Source organism: Marinobacter xestospongiae (genome assembly GCF_023156385.1).
GTDB lineage: Bacteria > Pseudomonadota > Gammaproteobacteria > Pseudomonadales > Oleiphilaceae > Marinobacter > Marinobacter xestospongiae.
The window spans coordinates 1-17,179 of record NZ_JAKZAK010000035.1 but is presented as its reverse complement, the minus strand read 5'-3'; the positions used below and the strand labels follow the sequence as shown (position 1 = coordinate 17,179).

General features: G+C 54.6%; 18 protein-coding genes. 11 read left to right on the top strand and 7 right to left on the bottom strand.

The window, feature by feature from the left end; genetic code table 11:
* Positions 1 to 13 precede the first annotated feature (13 nt).
* From MLD24_RS20035 to MLD24_RS20015, 5 genes are all read left to right on the top strand, one after another.
* Positions 14 to 817: an isocitrate lyase/PEP mutase family protein gene (locus tag MLD24_RS20035; protein ID WP_248168901.1), complete on the top strand. Its 804-nt coding sequence runs from the start codon at positions 14 to 16 to the stop codon at positions 815 to 817.
* 27 nt (positions 818 to 844) lie between these two features.
* On the top strand, positions 845 to 1,153 hold the full coding sequence (locus MLD24_RS20030; RefSeq protein WP_248168884.1) for a nuclear transport factor 2 family protein: 309 nt from the start codon (positions 845 to 847) through the stop codon (positions 1,151 to 1,153).
* The gene (locus MLD24_RS20025) at positions 1,150 to 1,533 is read left to right on the top strand and encodes a VOC family protein (protein ID WP_248168882.1); all 384 of its coding nucleotides are present in this window, start codon (positions 1,150 to 1,152) and stop codon (positions 1,531 to 1,533) included. The genes MLD24_RS20030 and MLD24_RS20025 overlap by 4 nt, the downstream gene beginning before the upstream one ends.
* A 2-nt stretch (positions 1,534 to 1,535) precedes the next feature.
* Complete coding sequence (locus tag MLD24_RS20020) at positions 1,536 to 2,309, top strand: DUF5131 family protein (RefSeq protein ID WP_248168881.1); 774 nt, start codon at positions 1,536 to 1,538, stop codon at positions 2,307 to 2,309.
* A 357-nt stretch (positions 2,310 to 2,666) separates the two neighbouring features.
* The gene (locus MLD24_RS20015) at positions 2,667 to 3,287 is read left to right on the top strand and encodes a hypothetical protein (protein ID WP_248168879.1); all 621 of its coding nucleotides are present in this window, start codon (positions 2,667 to 2,669) and stop codon (positions 3,285 to 3,287) included.
* Between the two features lie 12 nt (positions 3,288 to 3,299).
* Here MLD24_RS20015 and MLD24_RS20010 read toward each other — a convergent pair whose 3' ends face one another.
* From MLD24_RS20010 to MLD24_RS20000, 3 genes are all read right to left on the bottom strand, one after another.
* Complete coding sequence (locus tag MLD24_RS20010) at positions 3,300 to 3,917, bottom strand: LysE family translocator (RefSeq protein ID WP_248168877.1); 618 nt, start codon at positions 3,915 to 3,917, stop codon at positions 3,300 to 3,302.
* 45 nt (positions 3,918 to 3,962) lie between these two features.
* Complete coding sequence (locus tag MLD24_RS20005) at positions 3,963 to 5,045, bottom strand: alkene reductase (RefSeq protein ID WP_248168875.1); 1,083 nt, start codon at positions 5,043 to 5,045, stop codon at positions 3,963 to 3,965.
* 114 nt (positions 5,046 to 5,159) lie between these two features.
* Complete coding sequence (locus MLD24_RS20000) at positions 5,160 to 5,897, bottom strand: type 1 glutamine amidotransferase domain-containing protein (protein ID WP_248168873.1); 738 nt, start codon at positions 5,895 to 5,897, stop codon at positions 5,160 to 5,162.
* 199 nt (positions 5,898 to 6,096) lie between these two features.
* Between MLD24_RS20000 and MLD24_RS19995 the strand changes: the two genes are divergently transcribed.
* On the top strand, positions 6,097 to 7,047 hold the full coding sequence (locus tag MLD24_RS19995) for a LysR family transcriptional regulator (protein WP_248168871.1): 951 nt from the start codon (positions 6,097 to 6,099) through the stop codon (positions 7,045 to 7,047).
* On the opposite strand, the gene MLD24_RS19990 is transcribed toward MLD24_RS19995, so the two are convergent.
* The 3 genes from MLD24_RS19990 to MLD24_RS19980 form a co-directional block, all read right to left on the bottom strand.
* Entirely contained in the window at positions 6,984 to 7,826 is an 843-nt protein-coding gene (locus MLD24_RS19990; protein ID WP_248168869.1) for a phytanoyl-CoA dioxygenase family protein, read from the bottom strand. The two genes, MLD24_RS19995 and MLD24_RS19990, sit on opposite strands and share 64 nt — an antisense overlap.
* The gene (locus MLD24_RS19985; RefSeq protein ID WP_248168867.1) at positions 7,823 to 8,425 is read right to left on the bottom strand and encodes a TetR/AcrR family transcriptional regulator; all 603 of its coding nucleotides are present in this window, start codon (positions 8,423 to 8,425) and stop codon (positions 7,823 to 7,825) included. Before MLD24_RS19985 ends, MLD24_RS19990 begins: the two co-directional genes overlap by 4 nt.
* Positions 8,426 to 8,610: 185 nt before the next feature.
* Entirely contained in the window at positions 8,611 to 9,882 is a 1,272-nt protein-coding gene (locus MLD24_RS19980) for an MFS transporter (RefSeq protein ID WP_248168865.1), read from the bottom strand.
* Between the two features lie 129 nt (positions 9,883 to 10,011).
* On the opposite strand from MLD24_RS19980, the gene MLD24_RS19975 reads away from it, so the two are divergent.
* From MLD24_RS19975 to MLD24_RS19955, 5 genes are all read left to right on the top strand, one after another.
* Positions 10,012 to 10,428, top strand: a complete 417-nt coding sequence (locus MLD24_RS19975; protein WP_248168863.1) for a MarR family winged helix-turn-helix transcriptional regulator — start codon at positions 10,012 to 10,014, stop codon at positions 10,426 to 10,428.
* Between the two features lie 80 nt (positions 10,429 to 10,508).
* On the top strand, positions 10,509 to 11,291 hold the full coding sequence (locus tag MLD24_RS19970) for a thioesterase family protein (RefSeq protein ID WP_248168862.1): 783 nt from the start codon (positions 10,509 to 10,511) through the stop codon (positions 11,289 to 11,291).
* 162 nt (positions 11,292 to 11,453) lie between these two features.
* Positions 11,454 to 11,990 (top strand): TetR/AcrR family transcriptional regulator, encoded by a 537-nt coding sequence (locus MLD24_RS19965; protein WP_248168860.1) that lies wholly within the window; start codon positions 11,454 to 11,456, stop codon positions 11,988 to 11,990.
* Between the two features lie 21 nt (positions 11,991 to 12,011).
* Positions 12,012 to 13,166: an efflux RND transporter periplasmic adaptor subunit gene (locus MLD24_RS19960; RefSeq protein ID WP_248168858.1), complete on the top strand. Its 1,155-nt coding sequence runs from the start codon at positions 12,012 to 12,014 to the stop codon at positions 13,164 to 13,166.
* A 1-nt stretch (position 13,167) separates the two neighbouring features.
* Positions 13,168 to 16,218, top strand: a complete 3,051-nt coding sequence (locus MLD24_RS19955) for an efflux RND transporter permease subunit (RefSeq protein WP_248168856.1) — start codon at positions 13,168 to 13,170, stop codon at positions 16,216 to 16,218.
* Positions 16,219 to 16,428: 210 nt separating this feature from the next.
* Here the strand turns inward: MLD24_RS19955 and MLD24_RS19950 are convergent, their stop codons facing one another.
* The gene (locus MLD24_RS19950) at positions 16,429 to 17,031 is read right to left on the bottom strand and encodes a GMC oxidoreductase (protein WP_248168854.1); all 603 of its coding nucleotides are present in this window, start codon (positions 17,029 to 17,031) and stop codon (positions 16,429 to 16,431) included.
* Positions 17,032 to 17,179: the final 148 nt, after the last annotated feature.

Here is a 17,179-nt window from a genome sequence, read left to right as displayed (position 1 = left end):
GGAGGAATTCGAAGTGCCATCACAATCTGAAAAAGCACAAACAATGAGGGATCTGCATCAGGGTTCGGAGACTTTTCTGATTCCTGGCCCGTGGGATGTCGCTTCCGCGAGGGTATTCGAGTCTCTCGGGTTTCAGGCGCTGGCTACTACAAGTGGTGGCTTGGCGTACTCCCTAGGAAAGCTTGATGGAGAGGTCACCCTTGAAGAGAAGGTGGTCCATTGCCGCGCTCTTGCAGAAGCTACTCAAATCCCGATTACTGCCGATTTGGAGAATGGTTATTTTCACCACCCGGAAGGTGTTGCGGAAACGATCCGCCGGATTTCGGAAACCGGCGTAGTTGGCGGCTCAATTGAAGACTGGAGTGGTGAGGGCATCTACGACTTCAACCATGCTGTCGAGCGGATTGAGGCAGCAGTCGAGGCTGCGAGGTCGCTCGATTTTCCGTTTGCTGTCATCGGTCGTTGCGAGAATCTACTACGCAAGCAAAATGATATGGATGACACCATTCGGCGGCTGCAGGCTTATGAAGCCGCAGGCGTTGATGTCTTGTTTGCCCCGGGATTACGCACGGTGGAAGAAGTCAAAGCCGTGGTGGATGAGATCAATACACCCCTGAGCGTTGTGGCAATGTCGCCCGATCTGTCGGTTGCGAAACTGGCTGAGGCGGGCGCAAGAAGGGTAAGTATCGGGGGCGCTATGGCTATGGCTGCCTACGCTGCACTGATCGAGGGGGCGCTTGAGATGAAGAAACAGGGCACTTTCGATTGGATGAAAAAGCTCTCATCGGAAAACGCAATAGAACCGCTGCTGACGTGAAGCTCCTAAACCCGGGAGTGGAACTTCTTGTCGGCAATTATCACGAAAAAAGAAGCCTTGGAGGCGGCCCGGGACACCGAAGGCTTGGACATGTCATTCGAACCGAAGGGTGCTGAGATCAGCTCATCCGGTGACATGGCCTTTGCCTACGGTGAAATCTCCATGAAACTTCCGGACGGAAGCCAGCTGACAGAGAAGTACGTCACTATCTGGAGGAAGATCGACAGCAAGTGGCAGGTCGTGTTGCAAGCACGCAAAGCAAATAGCTGGCGCTACGAAACGCAGTCGTCGGTATCACGAAGCCATGGAACAGTAAGCGGAGAGGCCGCGAAATGATAGCCCACACGCATCTTCACGTTAGCAATTATGAGAAGTCCAAGGAGTTCTACACGAAGGTTCTTGCCACCCTTGGATACACCAACAATATGGAAGTTGGCCAAGCGGCTGGCTTTTACGATGGCAAGAACACCGATCTGTGGGTTCTGAAAGAGGACGTCGTTCCGACGCACCTGGCTTTTGAGGCAAAGACCAAAGAAGAGGTTCGTGCATTCTACGAAACCGCACTGGCCGAGGGGGCGGCGGACAACGGTGGTCCCGGTTATCGCGAGGACTACTGGGCAGGCTATTACGCGGCTTTCGTTATCGACCCGGACGGTCACAATATTGAGGCGGCTTATTGGGACTATGACAAAGCCGGCGAGAAAAGGCCTGAGTAACCATGACAACGACGGATAACGGAAAGATCTCCTACGATCAGGAAATGAAGATCGACGCCAAGACTTGGAACCCGTTTACCGGATGTACGAAAGTTTCCCCGGGTTGTAAGCACTGCTACGCAGAAACCATCGCCGCGAAACTCCATAAATGGGGCACACCCGGCTATGAAAACGGCTTCAAGTTTACGGTGCACCCCGATCGCATAGAAAAAGCTGCGCCCCTGAAACGCAAGAAGCCGACGTTCTACTTCATCAACTCCATGAGCGACATCTTTCACGAAGATGCGGACGATGAGAGCATCGACCGGGTGATGGATATTGTCAGAAAAGCCCACTGGCATGTGTTCTACATACTGACCAAAAGAAGCCAAAAAATGCGGGCGTATTTCGATAGAAGAGAGGCTCCAGACAACCTTTGGGCGGGAGTGACTGTTGAAGACCGGGAATATGGCCTCCCTCGCCTTGAAGATCTTAAGAAAACGAGGGTTAGGAACAAGCATATCTGTTGTGAGCCTCTCCTTGGTGACCTTGGTGAGCTCGACTTGTCCGGCATACGGCTAGTTGTAGGAGGCGGAGAAAGTGGTCCGGAGGCTCGGCGCGCAATGCCAGAATGGGTAACGTCACTCCGGGATCAATGCCTGGCCCAGAACGTGCACCTATATTGGAAACAATGGGGAACCTATGGCCCTGATGGCTCTCGCAGCAGCAAAAGCCGAACGGGGCACTTGATCGAAGGTAAGTCCTACCTGTCTATTCCCGAAGAGCTTGCACTGTGACGAACCTGGCTGCGGACAAGCTCGCCGAATAGCCCTGCAAGTACATGGAAGACATAACCTGGTGAACGAACTTTATACCGTTACGTCCTCAGTCTATCTTGCCATTTTCGTGGTAGGGATCGCGTTTCTCATTGACCGCGGGGTTATCTCAGAAAGCTCTCCAACCGTTTATGTCGTCGCTCTCAACGTTACCTGCAGTATTTTTCTCCATGGAGTCAGTGCGAGGTCATTAGCAACTTTGCTCAAGTCTTCCTCCCAACGGCGCGTTTGAATGCCCTGAACCTGCGACGTTGACGGAAGCTGACTCGGAAGCCGAACCCGAGTGTCTAGTACTTTTTCATGAGAAGGTTAAGCGCTATGAATCAAGAAAAACTCGAACAAGCTGAGCGGGAATTTTTATCGATCTTTCCCGGTGGCTTTGACAATCCTGCTCTCGTAGCGGAAGGGAAAAAGCATCATGTTCAACACAGAACGAAGCAGGCGCAGGAGTGGTTCAGCAATGAAGCATTCGCCTTGCCTCAGGTGGTGGCGGAGCATATGGCAAAGATCGTCACCCAGTCTTCGCTGGTTTCCCGGTTTGAAAAGCCTGCGTTCAAGCGCCTCATTGAGAACATGACATGGAGCGATCGGGAGCAATACGCGTTCTCTCTGTTTGACATGTTGCACGGCGATCAGGAGCGGGGCTTCGACACCATGGTGAGTCTGCTCAAGCCGCACAAATTGGCCAAATGGCCGGTGATTACCGTGATTCCCTACTACTTCGCCCCGAATCGGGAAGTTTTCGTAAAGCCGACGACCATCAAGAAGATCATCGCCCAATACGAGCTGAATGATCTCGTATATCGCCCGTTGCCGGACTATGGGTTTTATATGGGCTTAAAAGGTCATATAGACCGGATGAAATCCCAAGTTGACCCTTCTCTGGTCGGCGATAATGCCGCATTCACCTGGTTTCTGAGTCGTTCGGTACAGGTATAGATCAAAACTGTGTTAGTGCCGGCTGGCCAGGTAAGCGCCGGCCGCCACCATGATGGATCCGGCACTTCGGTTCAGCTTCTTAACTGCGGCCTCAGACTGGAAGAAACTTCGTGCCTTCGCGGCAAAGATCGCAATCATCATCAGGCCGAGCATCAGGCCCACCAGTGTCAACGCTGAGGCGAGCAGGATGTCGCCGCCGTCCAACACTGAAAGGTCCATAAAAGTCGGCAGGAAAGCTATATAGAACAAAATCACCTTTGGGTTGGAGGCGGAAATCAGGAAACCCTGCATGAAGCCGAGTACCAACCCGGACCGGCTGCCTTTGCCCTCAACCGCCTCGAGATCGAGTGGGGCGTTCCACATTTTCCAGCCGAGATAGATCAGGTAAGCAGCGCCTACGATTCGGACCACCGTAAAGGCGTCCCCCCAATGGGTGGCCATCGCCGCCAGGCCAAAGCAGGCTGCCACCAGGTATACGATGTCGCTGACGGTCATGCCGAGGGCGAGCGTGAAACAGGACCCCGCACCGTTGACCAGGGCCCGTGCAAGGATCGCAAAGACACCGGGGCCCGGCGTAATACCGAAAATAAAAACGGCGGCTAGAAAGGAGATCGCGCTTTCAAGGGTCATTATTTCTCCGCAACGAAAAAGGGGGCTAACAGCCCCCTCACGACATTATGCTTCAGCTAACTCTTCAAGGTAAGGGTAGTCAATATACCCTTCCGCCCCCTGGGAGTAAAAAGTCGAGGGATCTGCTTCGTTGAGCTCGGCGCCAAGCTTCAGGCGCTCCGGGAGGTCCGGGTTGGCAATGAAGGGCACGCCAAAGGCGACAGCGTCGGCCAGTCCGGATTCGATGGCTTGTTCTGCTTCTTCACCGGTGTAGCTCATGTTGAGAATCAACTTGCCCTTGAAGTGTTCGCGGACCGGAGTAATGACGTCCGCTTGCTGTTCCCCGAAAAAGTCGCTGCGCATCAAATGAACAAAGGCCAGGCCGTAGTCGTTCAGGCGCTTGGCGAGCCAGGTAACCAGACCGACCGGATCACTGTCCTTCATGCTTTGGAAACTGTTGAGGGGGCTCAGTCGAACACCGACGTTCTCGGAACCGAACACGCCGGATACGGCTTCAATCACCTCCAGCAGCAGTCGGGCGCGATTTTCGATCGGGCCACCGTAGGGGCCATCTCGATGGTTGGAACCATCACGCAGGAACTGGTCCAGCAGATAGCCGTTGGCGCCATGAACCTCAACACCGTCAAAGCCGGCGCGCTTGGCATTCTCGGCGGCGGTGCGGAAACCGTCGATGATGGCCGGGATTTCGCTGTCGGCCAGTGCGCGGGGAACGGTGTAGGACTTCTTGCCTTCCGGTGTGTGCACTTCATCGCTGGTGATGGCAATGGCGCTGGGCGCTACCGGATCCTTGCCGTTGTTTAACACCGGGTGGCAGGCGCGGCCACCGTGCCAGATTTGCAGATAAATCTTGCCACCTTTGGCGTGTACCGCATCAGTGACTTTCTTCCAGCCTTCAACTTGCGCCTCGGAATAGATACCAGGCTCGCGCCAGAAGGCCGAATTGCCTTCGATGGCCATGGTCGCTTCAGCGATGATCAGGCCGGCAGAGGCACGCTGGGCGTAATACTCAACCATCATATCCGTGGGAACGTGATCAGCGTCGGCACGGACGCGGGTGAGGGGGGCCATGAAGACCCGATTGGCCAATTCACTGGCGCCCATTTTCAGGGGAGTAAAAAGTGTGTTCATAGCATCCTCGGGAAATTTTGTGTACAAGAGCTGATAAAATATCCGCCCGTTGGCCGGGCGGACTAATTCGGACGAGATATATCAATCATCATCCTGACTGATGCGACAGGCTGTTCAGCTGTTATCAGCCAGGGAGGCGGCCAGTGTTTTGCCCAGTTCCATCGCTGACTGGGGGTTCTGACCGGTAATCAGACGTCCATCCTGAACCACAAAGCTCTCAAACATCTGGCCTTCAAGGTAGTCGGCTCCGCTTTTCACGAGTTCGTCCTGTAGCAGATACGGAACCACACCGGTAAGCCCGGCGGCTTCTTCCTCGGCGTTACTGAATCCTGCGACCTGTTTGCCGTCGATGATCAGGTTGCCGTTGTTGTCGCGGATGTTGAGCAGAGCTGCCGGACCATGACACACGGCGGCAACGAATCCACCCTGCTGGTAGACGGCATACCCAATGTCATTCACTGCTTGGCTTTCGGAGAAATCCCAGACAGTGCCGTGACCACCGGCAAACACGATGGCCTGATAACGGCTTGGGTCCACATCCGCCAGCTTCAGGGTGTTGTCCAGCAGGGTGCGGGTTTCCGGGTTGGCCATGAACGCCTTGTTGATCTCGTCGTCTTCTCCCAGGCTTCGCGGATCAATGGGGGCGGCGCCACCCTTGATGCTGGCGAGTTCGACCTCGATGCCCGCTTCGGTCAGTTCGTGATAAGGGTGGGTCATCTCGGCCAGCCAGAGCCCGGTTCTCTCATCGGTATCACCCATCTGGTCGTGACTGGTTACGACAATCAGAGCGCGGGTTTCGGCACTGGCAAAGGCCGAGGTTGCGGCCAATACCAAGACTGTAAAAAGTTTCATGACAGATTTCATAGCGTAATCTTCCTTTGGCAATGGGTCGGTTAGAAATTCACTACGTTTCTAGGAGTGACACCTAAGATGCTGAATTTGAAATAAAGGCAATGCGCGTCACTCAGTGCTCAAAGAGCTATGGTTGGCCATGCTAAGCGAGTCTTTGGTATAAATTAAATCTAACGTTTCTATATCTGGAATTCGGAATATGAATATCAGGGGCAAGGACCTGAACCTGCTGAAACTTTTTCAGGTGCTGTACGAAGAACGCAGTGTTTCGGGTGCGGCCGAGCGGATCAACCTGAGCCAACCGGCTTTGAGTCATAAACTCGCCAAGCTGAGAGAGGAATTCGACGACACCCTGTTTGCCCGAGCGCCTCGGGGACTGACGCCCACACCGCGGGCCCATCAATTGGCGCCGCTGGTTCAGCAACTGGTTCGCTCGCTGGAATCGTTTTACGACTACTGCGACGAGGAAAGCTTTTTACTGCGGGCGGATCGAATCCACATTTTTGCGACGGATTACATCGAGCAGCTATTGCTCCCAAAGCTGCTGCCGGTACTCAGGGAACAGGCTCCGAATACCCAGCTGGTGTTCCACAACACTCGGGGGAAGCTGCCAAGGAGCGAGCTGGAAACTGGTGCTTGCGACATCGCCATAGCCGGATTTTTCGAGGGTCTGCCGGATACCTTTTACCAGCAGAAAATTCACCAGGAGGAATTTTCGGTGCTGGCGAGCCGGACCAACACACGGATTGTTGAGGAGCTGACCTTGGAGGCGTTTCTGGAATGCGACCACCTGGTCACGACTTTGACCGGCGACCTGGATGGCGTGGTTGATCGGCAACTCGAGAGCTTGGGGCATCGGCGTAACGTGGTGGCCGGCGTGTCCAGCTTTCTGTCGCCGGCTTCGGTGATCGAAGGGACAGACCTGATCATTACCTGTCTTGGCTCGGTGGCCGAACACGCCTGCGATCAACAGCTCGATCTTGTGCGCTACCCGCCACCGATTGATCTGCCCAAGATCGAGATCCTGCAAACCTGGCACCAGCGGACACACGATGATCCGCTCAGGGCCTGGTTGCGCCGACAGATTCAGTCCCTTTCCAGCGTACGCAGCGGGTGCATTCCCTCAACCATTCCCATGAAGGGCGGGTAAATGGAGTAGCCGACAAGAGCCTGCAGTTCCGGTGATAACCCTCGCACGGTGTCCTTCGACAGTTCCAGCAGGTAGTTTTCCTGCTGCCGGACATAGGCTTCGCAATACTGGTGGGTGATGGCAAAACGGGCTTGATCAGAGCGGTTCTTGCCGCCGCCGTGCCAGGTAGTGCCGAGGAAAAACACCACCGATCCCGCCGGCATCACCGCCGGTATGGCTTCTGCCTGAGTGGGTCGGCGGTCAGCACCCCATTCGTGACTGCCCGGAATAACCACGGTCGAACCGTTTTCCTCGGTGAAATCGTCGATGGCCCACACGGTGGCCGCGCCCAGGGGCTGACGAGGGCGGGGCAGGCGGTAAAAGACATCGTCGTAGTGGAGACCCTGGGGCGCTTCCCCTGGGAGAATATTGATGATCTGGCTTTGCGAAAGCAGGAAGCCCGGCTCAAATAGCCGGTCCATCAGACCCAGAATGTGCGGGTGCACGGCCAGTTGATCGGTGACCCGGGTCTTGCCCAGCACGTTGTATACCCGCTGAGTGTTGTGGCCCTCAAAAGGATTGCGCCCGGTCTGGCCCAGCAGTGCCAGCCCTTCCTCCTTGATCGCCTTGCAGGTTTCCCTTGGGATCAGGTTCTCGATGATCACGTAGCCATCGCGCATCACCGTTTCAAAATCCCGCTCGATCTCCGGCGTGTTGCGCTCAGGGCCGGGCTGCAGTCTGCGATGGGTCTTGGCGTGGTCGGCAGTGTTGTAGGCCTGAGTGTCGAAGTTGTCGCTCATTGTTTTTGATCTCCGATGGGCTCAAGTTGGAGTGTGTTGCTGATCAACTGCCAGAGTTGGTTCAGCAGTTCAATTTTCGAAGGTGGATTGTCATCCAGAAGGGCTTGATCGATGGCCAATCTGATTCCGCCCATTAACATGGCCACCACGATATCCGGGTCAAGTTCAGGGCAGATCAGCCCCAGCTTCTGACCTTGTGCAATGTTGCGAGCCCCATGAGAGAGAAGGGCCTGCATGTGTGATCGTTCGATATCCAGCACTTCAGGCTCACGAGCCAGGCGCCCGGCGATGAGCGGTGCCAAAGGGTGCTCGTAAAAATAGTCGATCATGGCGCTGGTTCGCGCGCGTTCCCGTTCACGCCATGCAAGATCGGCAGAAATGGCATCGCCGAGGAGAATGTCTCTGAGGGGTTCGTAAAAGCGGTCAACGACTGCGGCAACGAGACCCGTTTTTGATCCGAAGTGGTGATAGGTCAATCCGGCTGACGCGCCAGCGCGCTTTGCAACGGCGCTGATTTCCATGTGCCCGTCGTTTTTGATCAACTCCTGTTCGGCGGCAGCAAGCAGCCGTTCATGCGCAGCGATTTTTTTCCCAACCATTTACCCGTTGCCTTAAGATCAAAAAATGAATTGAATTCAATTTAATAAAGGGAAAGAGGCCTTGTCAACAGATTGAATGCGTGGAATAGGGCGGTGACTAATCAGGGCCTTAATGGCACAGCACGTTGATAGGAGCGGCGCACGAGGCGCCGAGCAACAATAAAAGGGGGTGGGCGGCTAGGCGATCAAGCAGCTTGCGCCTTTTGCGCTCTTTGCGCCCATGGAAATTCCTTCACCGGGAGATGGATCAGGGCGGATATCGCGCCAACTCCTACGCCAACCCACCAGACGATGGTGTAGTCGTTGTACATGTCGTACATGGCCCCGCCGAGCCAAACGCCCAGGAAACCGCCCAGTTGATGGGAGAAAAAGACCAGGCCGTAAAGCGTGCCCATGTACCTCAAGCCGTAGATGTGTGCCACCAGGCCGGATGTCAGCGGAACGGTCGCCAGCCACAAAGAGCCCATGGCAACTGAGAACAGAACGACTGTCTCCGGCGTAATGGGGGTGATAATAAATGCCGCTGATACGAGCGTTCGGAGCAGGTAAATAACCGCCAGCAGGTACTTTCGAGAAAAACGATGCCCAAGCCAACCTGCCAACAGCGTGCCCCCGATATTGAAAAAGCCGATGATCGCGATCGAGATGGCACCAAGCCCGGACGCAGAGGTCACTCCGAGCACGTACAACAGGCTATCTGGTGAGATAGGGCCGCACATCTCGGTGATAAACGCCGGAAAATGGGCAGTGATGAAGGCAAGTTGATAGCCACAGGAGAAAAAGCCGATGAAAATGAGCCAGAAAGTGGGGTCTTTCAGAGCCCGCTTTAATACAAGGCCCATGGGCTCATCACTGGCTGTAGTCTGGACACGCTCGGGGGCGCGCATCATCTGAAGCGCGAACATGGATACCAGAATGACGCCGGCAAACACGATAAATACCGACTGCCAGGGCATCTGGCTGAGCAGCATCTGAGCAACGGGTGGCCCTACGATCTGGCCTGCAGAGCCTGCCGCGGTGGCAATCCCCAGCGCCATTGACCGGTGTTTCTCAGGCGCCGCACGGCCAACCACCGCGAGAATGACACCGAAACCCGTGCCGGCAATGCCGAAACCTACCAGCACTTCGAGAAGCTGGTGCTGTCCTGGTGTAATGGCGAACGCTGATAGCACGAGGCCCAGCGCATAAACCATTCCGCCGGCAAAAATTGCCTTTCGGTCACCAAAGCGCTCTGCCAGCGCACCGAAAATGGGTTGCCCAATACCCCAGAACAGGTTCTGGATAGCTATTGCCAGAGAAAAAGATTCCCGCGGCCAGGCAAATTCCAGCGCGATGGGTAACTGGAATAGCCCAAAGGAAGCCCTTACTGCAAAGCTCACCAGAATGATGATGCAGCCGGCAATAAGGACCGGATTAATCAGGGAATCTTGTACTCTGCTGGTTGTTGCTGTCTGCACTGGGGGCCTTCGTGGGACGATGCGGCGAGGGTACCTTGGGGACTTAAAAGAGCGCGCGTTTCGCTGGGCAGTTGAAATACTACCATTCATTATCTTGCATGCAAGATAAAATGTCGCTACTGTCAAACCATGGATATATCGAAACACCCGAATGAATGCATTTTTCATCTTTTGACCCGCGCAGCTCGCCGTGGTGGACGCGCCTTCAAGGCAGCCATCGAAGATCTGGGCCTGACGGCAGTGCAGGGCCGCGTGCTCAACCTTTTATGGGTGATGGGCGACGCTCGTGCAACTGAGCTGGGAGAACAGGTTGAACTTGATAGCGCCACCATAACGGGGGTGCTGGACCGGTTAGCAGTACTGGGCCTGATCGAAAGGCGACAAGATGAAAATGATCGCCGGGTAGCAAGAATTTTCCTGACTCCAGCGGGTAATGAACTCGGGCAAAAAATAAATGACCGAGTAGTACCTGCAAACGAGGCTTTCCTGGACGGCATGACAGAGAACGAAGTTGCTGCTCTCAAAAAATTTCTGAAACAGCTCTGAAAAACTGGTTAACGTGGGACGAGCTTAATTATATATCTTGCATGCAAGACAATAGCCGGCTATTTGAAGAAGGAGTGGGTATGCACATCGACAGGATTCTAAATCAGATAAAGCAGCAGCGTTTCGAGCCCGTCGAATCCTCGTGGGCCCAGGGGAGAACACTATTTGGCGGAATCACCGGTGCCATCCTTTGCCAGGTTGCCTCAGAAGGCGTTGAACCGGACCGTCGGCTGAAACATTTCCAAGTGGAGTTTGTTCGTCCGACCCTGGCGGAGACCCCCTATCAAGTCGTATCTGAGGATATTTCCCACGGCAAAACACTAACTTCCAGAGAGGTGCGCCTGATTCAGGACGACAAGATACGGGTCACTGCCAGAGCTGATTTTGTCAGGCCGATTGAATCAGATGTTCGTATTGAGACATTTACTCCACCAAAACTGAAGCAGCCGAATCAAGGAACTGCGTTGAGTGGGGTCGGTCTCCCAGCCTTTGTTGGTCATTTTGACAATTTCGTGACGACCGAGGGCGTGCCTTTCCAGGGGCACAATGTCCCGGAGCTTGGGGGTTGGATGCGTTTTCTCAAATCGCCAGAAAAGATTACAGAGGCCCATCTCGTGGCTTTGATCGATGCATGGCCTCCGACGGCAGCTCCGTTTTATACAGGGTTCAAGCCAGTCTCAACTGTTAGCTGGTCTATCCATTTTACGGACCAGGTTGATAGTGTCCCTAACGATGAACACTTGGGGTACCTGGCCAAGGTCAACTTCGGTTCAGATGGAGTCAGCTCTTCAACCGCAGATATCTGGACGCCGGATGGTCGGCTGGTTGCAAAGAGCCTGCAGACCAACCTGATTTTTGCCTGAACCCGGCGCACTGGAGGGGGGCGCCTGCTTCGGTATGCGCCTATATTTTTGGTTTGAAAATAAGTGAATGTTCATTTATTTTAGGGGTACAGTATTGATGCGTTGAGCAAGCGAATGCGGCAAAGAGACGACTCGAAACGAATAGCCTTCCTGGAAGCTACCGTGAGGGAAGTAGCAGATCACGGTTTTTCAGCAACCTCGGTTGGCAAGATAGCCAAGGCTGCGGGTTTGTCACCAGCCACGCTGTACATCTATTACGAAGATAAAGAACAGCTTTTATTGGCGACATTTTATTACGTCAGCGATCAGGTCATTGATGCCGCCCTGGACAGTTTTTCTCTCGGGAAGGATTTGCGTGAGGGACTGAGGCGCCAGTGGCACACACTGTTCCGGCTCGGCCTTGAGCGTCCGGAACTATTCCGCTATCACGAGTCGTTCACGCATTCTGCCCGGATGACTCCCGAGATTCAGGCGCGAAACGAAACACGAGCCGCAACGCTTTTGAAGGCAGTTGACCAGGGGAGGCAATCCGGGTTGATTAAACCGGTGCCTTTTCCTCTTCTAGAAACTTTTATGTTCCGCCCTATCTACCATCTCGTTCAACGGTGCCTGCAAGGATCGTTTGAGGGGACCGATGACCATATCGAATTAGCCTTCAATATGGCGTGGGATGCGGTTGCCGATCGTCGTAATACCTGATTTTTTAGAGAGTTACGGGTTATGAAACTAAAAATATTCAAGACAGCCGCGCCTTTGAGCGGACGGGAAGTGATTGCGATGCTTTTGAGCCTCCTGGTGATGGGGTGTTCGGCGGAGACGCCCCCTCTGACCCAGCAAACCGTCTACCCAGTTAAGCTCATGACACTAGAGCAGGCGCAGTCAGGAACGCTCAAGCAGTATCCGGGCAGAGTCTCGGCGTCTGACCATTCAGAACTCTCTTTCCGAGTGGGGGGAGAGCTGACAGAGCTGGCCGTTAAAGCAGGCGACACTGTAGAGAAAGGGGAGGTTGTTGCCCGTCTGGACGATCGGGACGCAAGAACCAGCCTGGAGAACGCCCGGTCAAATTTCAATCTGGCACAGGCCACCTTTGAGCGAATGCGCATATCACTGGAGCGACAGGCCATCAGTCGGGCCCGCTTCGATGAGGCCGAAGCCGAGTACCTTTCTGCCAGGGCGCAATTGGCCAGCGCTCAAGACCAACTTTCCTATACCATTCTCAAGGCACCGTTTGATGGCGTCATTTCGCGGGTACCGGTGGATGTTTTTCAGGTTGTATCAGCCCAGCAGGCCATTGCCGAATTGCAGCGGCCCGGCTCCATTGACGTCTCGTTCCAGATGCCGGAGCAACAGGTCCGCCGCCTTCAGCCTCAGAAATCCAGGAACGTTCGTGCTAATGGCACCACCATCGCCTGGGTCCAGTTCCCAGAGGTTCCAGACAAACGCTACGCCGCTAGTTACAAAGAGCATGATAGCAATGCCTCTCAGGGGTCGCTCAGTTACGAAGTCACCGTAACTCTTCCTGAACCCGAGGACATTACCGTGCTTTCGGGCATGAGCGCGACCGTTCTGCTTGATTACGGCGCATTGGCTGGAGAGAGCGCTCCGTCCTGGCTGATACCATCTGCGGCGCTGGTAACGCCTGACACCCAACCTGGAACCAGCGTGGTTTGGCGATACGTGGCTGCTGCGGACGGTGACGAAGGCGATAACACGGGTAGCGTCGAGCCAGTCGATGTCGAACCGGGCAAAAAAATGAACGATGGCGTGCTTGTTCGGGGAGAGCTCAGCCCGGGCGACAGAATCGTGGTTGCCGGCGCTCACCGGATGAACAGGGATCGTTCGGTCCGTCCCTGGGAAAAAGAGGGTGGGCTCTGAGATGGTCGATTATTTTCTTGACCGGAAGTCCATCAGCTGGATGGTCACGCTGTTACTTGGGGTTGGGGGCATGTTCGCGTTTCTGGGGCTTGGCCAGCTTGAATTCCCCGAGTTCACGTTACGTTCCGCTTTGGTGACCACCCAATATCCCGGGGCAACGCCTCTTGAAGTCGAGGAAGAGGTCACGCTGCCTCTGGAAAAAGCGATCCAGCAGATGCCCGGAATCGATGACATTACCTCGGTGAACTCGGACGGCTTGTCGCAGATTACTGTCCAACTCAAGAAGACGGTCAGAGAAGGGGAGTTAGACCAGTATTGGGATATCCTTCGGCGAAAAATTAACGATGCCCAGGCTGGTCTGCCTCCAGGCGTGAATACATCTATCGTAAACGATGACTTTGGCGATGTCTTCGGCCTGCTGCTCACGTTGCGTGGTGACGGCTACTCACTAAAAGATCTTGGTGACCATGCAGACCTCATTCAGCGAGAACTGCGATTGCTGGAGGGCGTTGCAAAAGTCAGCATCGGTGGCCGTGTTGACGAGCAGATGATCGTGTCACTGGACCGCGACCGTATGCGTGCTCTTGAAATCTCGCCAGAGTACCTGGCCAGCCTTCTGAATGCCCAGAATACGGTGGGCAACGCGGGCCACCTGCGCAGTGAAGGGCTGTCGTTATCAGTTCAGCCAACCGGTCAGCTTGATTCCGTTGACGCCCTTGAGCAACTGGCGGTTGGAAGCGCTGATTCGGGTATTATCCGGCTCAGCGATCTGGCCGAAGTTCGCAGGGTGACCAACGACTCACCCGCCTTGCTCTACCATTCCGATGGATTGCCAGCTTTGACCATCGGCGTGTCATTTGCGGCCGGCACCAACGTTGTTGATGTAGGCGAGCGCCTTAGCGATACTTTGAAAAACCTTGAAAAACAGCAGCCTATCGGAATGACGCTGACCACAGTGTATAACCAGCCCGAGGTCGTCGAGGAGGCAGTATCGGCTTTCCTCATGAATCTCGCTCAGGCGGTGGGCATTGTCATAATCGTTCTACTGTTGTTCATGGGGCTGCGAAGTGGTCTGCTCATGGGGCTGATCCTGCTGGTTACCATCATGGGTACATTCGTGCTTATGGCAATACACGGTATTCAGCTCCAGAAAATTTCATTGGGTGCGCTGATCATCGCGCTGGGGATGCTGGTCGATAACGCCATCGTTGTCACCGAGGGCATGATGATTGGCCTATCCAAAGGCAAGTCCAAAAGGCAGGCAGCCAAAGAAGTGGTCTCGCAGAATCGCTTCCCACTGCTCGGTGCTACCGTGATTGCCATAACGGCCTTTGCTCCTATCGGCCTCTCACCAGACACTACCGGTGAATTCATCGGCTCCCTGTTCTGGGTTCTATGCTACTCGCTTTTCCTGAGTTGGCTGACGGCACTGACTCTGACCCCGTTTTTCTTTGATATGTTCTATCCCGACAAGCTAGAGAATGTCGATCAGTCATCCGATAACGATCCTTATAAGGGCATTGTCTTCGTCATCTTCCGCCGCCTGCTGACCTACGCAATTCATTATCGCTTCGTGACAATCACGCTCGCTATCGCGCTACTTGCTGGGGTTCTATCGTTCTCGGGACAGGTGAAGAATGCTTTCTTCCCGAACGCCACAACGCCACTTTTTTTTGTTGATCTGTGGTTGCCGGAAGGCACCGACATCTTGCAAACCGAAGAGACCGTCAAGCGGCTGGAATCGCGCGTGAATGACATGGAACAGGTCGTTCAGGTCACCAGTGTCACCGGCGGTGGAGCCCAGCGTTTTACGTTGACGTATTCACCGGAGCAGCGATACGCCAGCTTTGGCCAGTTAATCGTAGAGACCCGGGACAAGGCGTCGAGAGAGGCTCGTATGGAGGAAGTCATTCAGCAACTGCGCGCAAACTTCCCGAACGTGCAGTACAAAGTGCAGGCATTACAGGTGGGGCCCTCAGCGAAAGCCAGTCTCGAAGCTCGTATCTTTGGAGAAGATCCTGAAGAACTCCGGAAAATCGGTGCGCGCGTACAGGCGGTTTTTGAAAGTGAACCTCTGGCCGACAGCGTGCGATTGTCCTGGGCCAATAGGGAAGCCGTGATCGTACCGGAGTTCCTTGAAGAACAGGCAAGGCGCCTTGGCGTATCTCGCGAGTCACTGCACCAGGCGTTATTGCTGAACAATCAGGGGCAGCGGGTTGGCGTGTACCGTGAGGGGAGCGACCTCATCCCGATCATTATGCGGTCAAGAGAGGAGCAGCGATTTGATATCGAAAACCTCACGTCGATCAATGTATGGAGTGAAGAGCAGAGCCGCTATGTCAGCGCGGGCAACGTCATCAATGCCATCAATACGGAACTGCGGGATCCGTTGATAAAACGCAGAAACCGGGAGCGGATGTTGGCGGTTTATGCCGAACCCATGCCTTTGTCGGGAGAGACAGCGGCGAGTGTACTGGAAAGGATCCGCCCGCAGGTCGACGCGCTGGAGCTTCCCCACAGCTATTCCATTGAGTGGGGTGGGGAACACGAGACCTCAACCGAGGCTCAGACCTCGCTTTTTTCCTCGCTGCCTCTGGGGCTGCTGGGCATGTTCATTATCTCAATGCTGTTGTTCGGCAGCTTCCGACAGGCTCTGTCTATCTGGATGATTGTTCCTCTCATGATGATTGGAATCATTGGTGGACTGGTATTGCTCGGCGCACCCTTCACATTCATGGCGCTGCTAGGGACTCTGAGTCTGATCGGTATGGTATTGAAGAATGCCATTGTGCTGGTTGAGGAGATCAAGATTCAGGTAGAACGGCAGGATGATGCATTCACTGCGGTGGTTGAGGCAGCGGTGAGCCGGGTCCGACCTGTACTCATGGCGGCCGTAACTACCATGTTGGGGATGATTCCTCTGTTCAGTGATGCCTTTTTCGCAAGTATGGCGGTGGTTATTGTGTTCGGCCTGGGCATTGCAACCATTTTGACGCTCGTAGTTCTGCCAGTGGTGTATTGCACACTGATGAGAATTTCATACCATCCTTAATCTGGATTTCTTAATCCGCAATCGGGATTCGAAAAACATCTCTGCCCACATCGCTGCTTGTTCTGGATGATCTGGAGCAAGCGACGATGTTCGAGGAGCGAGCCCGGTAGACGACCACAGAAAGTCCTAAACTTTCGCTTTCGCTCTATGGCATCGGCAATAAAGCTCCAATAATGTTGAATTAGGACACCGGTTGCCTTGGGGAGTAGGTCAGTTCCGGTGGGGAATGTGGCTCATCGCCCATTCGGATATCGCGGTAATGCTCAAAGACGGATTAACCCCGGGATTGGCAGACACCGCAGACCCGTCACACACCCACATATTGCGGTAACCATAGACCTCGCATTTATCGTTGATCACCCCTTCTTGAACAGTGGCGCCCATCACCGCCCCTCCCAGTATGTGGGCGGTCGACGGAGTGCCGAACAAGGCCTCCGTTATACCGGTGGTTGCCTTTCCATCGACCAGTTGCTCCACTTCCCGGGTGACTGCCTGCGATTCCGGGATTGTGCGTGAGGGAACGGGGCCATCACCTTCCGAGCTCTGGAGGACACCGCCAAAGCCGCGCTTCAGTTTGAGGGTGCTGTCCAAGTGCTGCATAAACAGCAGCATGATCGTCCGTTTGCCCCAATTTCTGGCAAACAACACCCGGAAATGTTGTCGGGGCTCCTTCATCATTAAGGCGATGAATGAGGCGAGCCTGGCGATAAAGCTCTCTCCCTGAACACTCGGCGCACTCAGGAACCTCATGAAGCCCGATCTCGAATTGTGGTTAATGGGCTCTACGTGGCTGTTTTCGTCGGTATTCAGCACCGAGCCAATGGTCACCCCCTGGGCAAAGTTTAGGTTTTCATTGCTGGAAGTGACATTGGTGACTGTCTCGTCCTGATGTCAGACAATAACCGCAGCACTTTGAGATAACGAGGTGGAGGAAGGAGGGTCGCTGCCGGTACCCTCATTC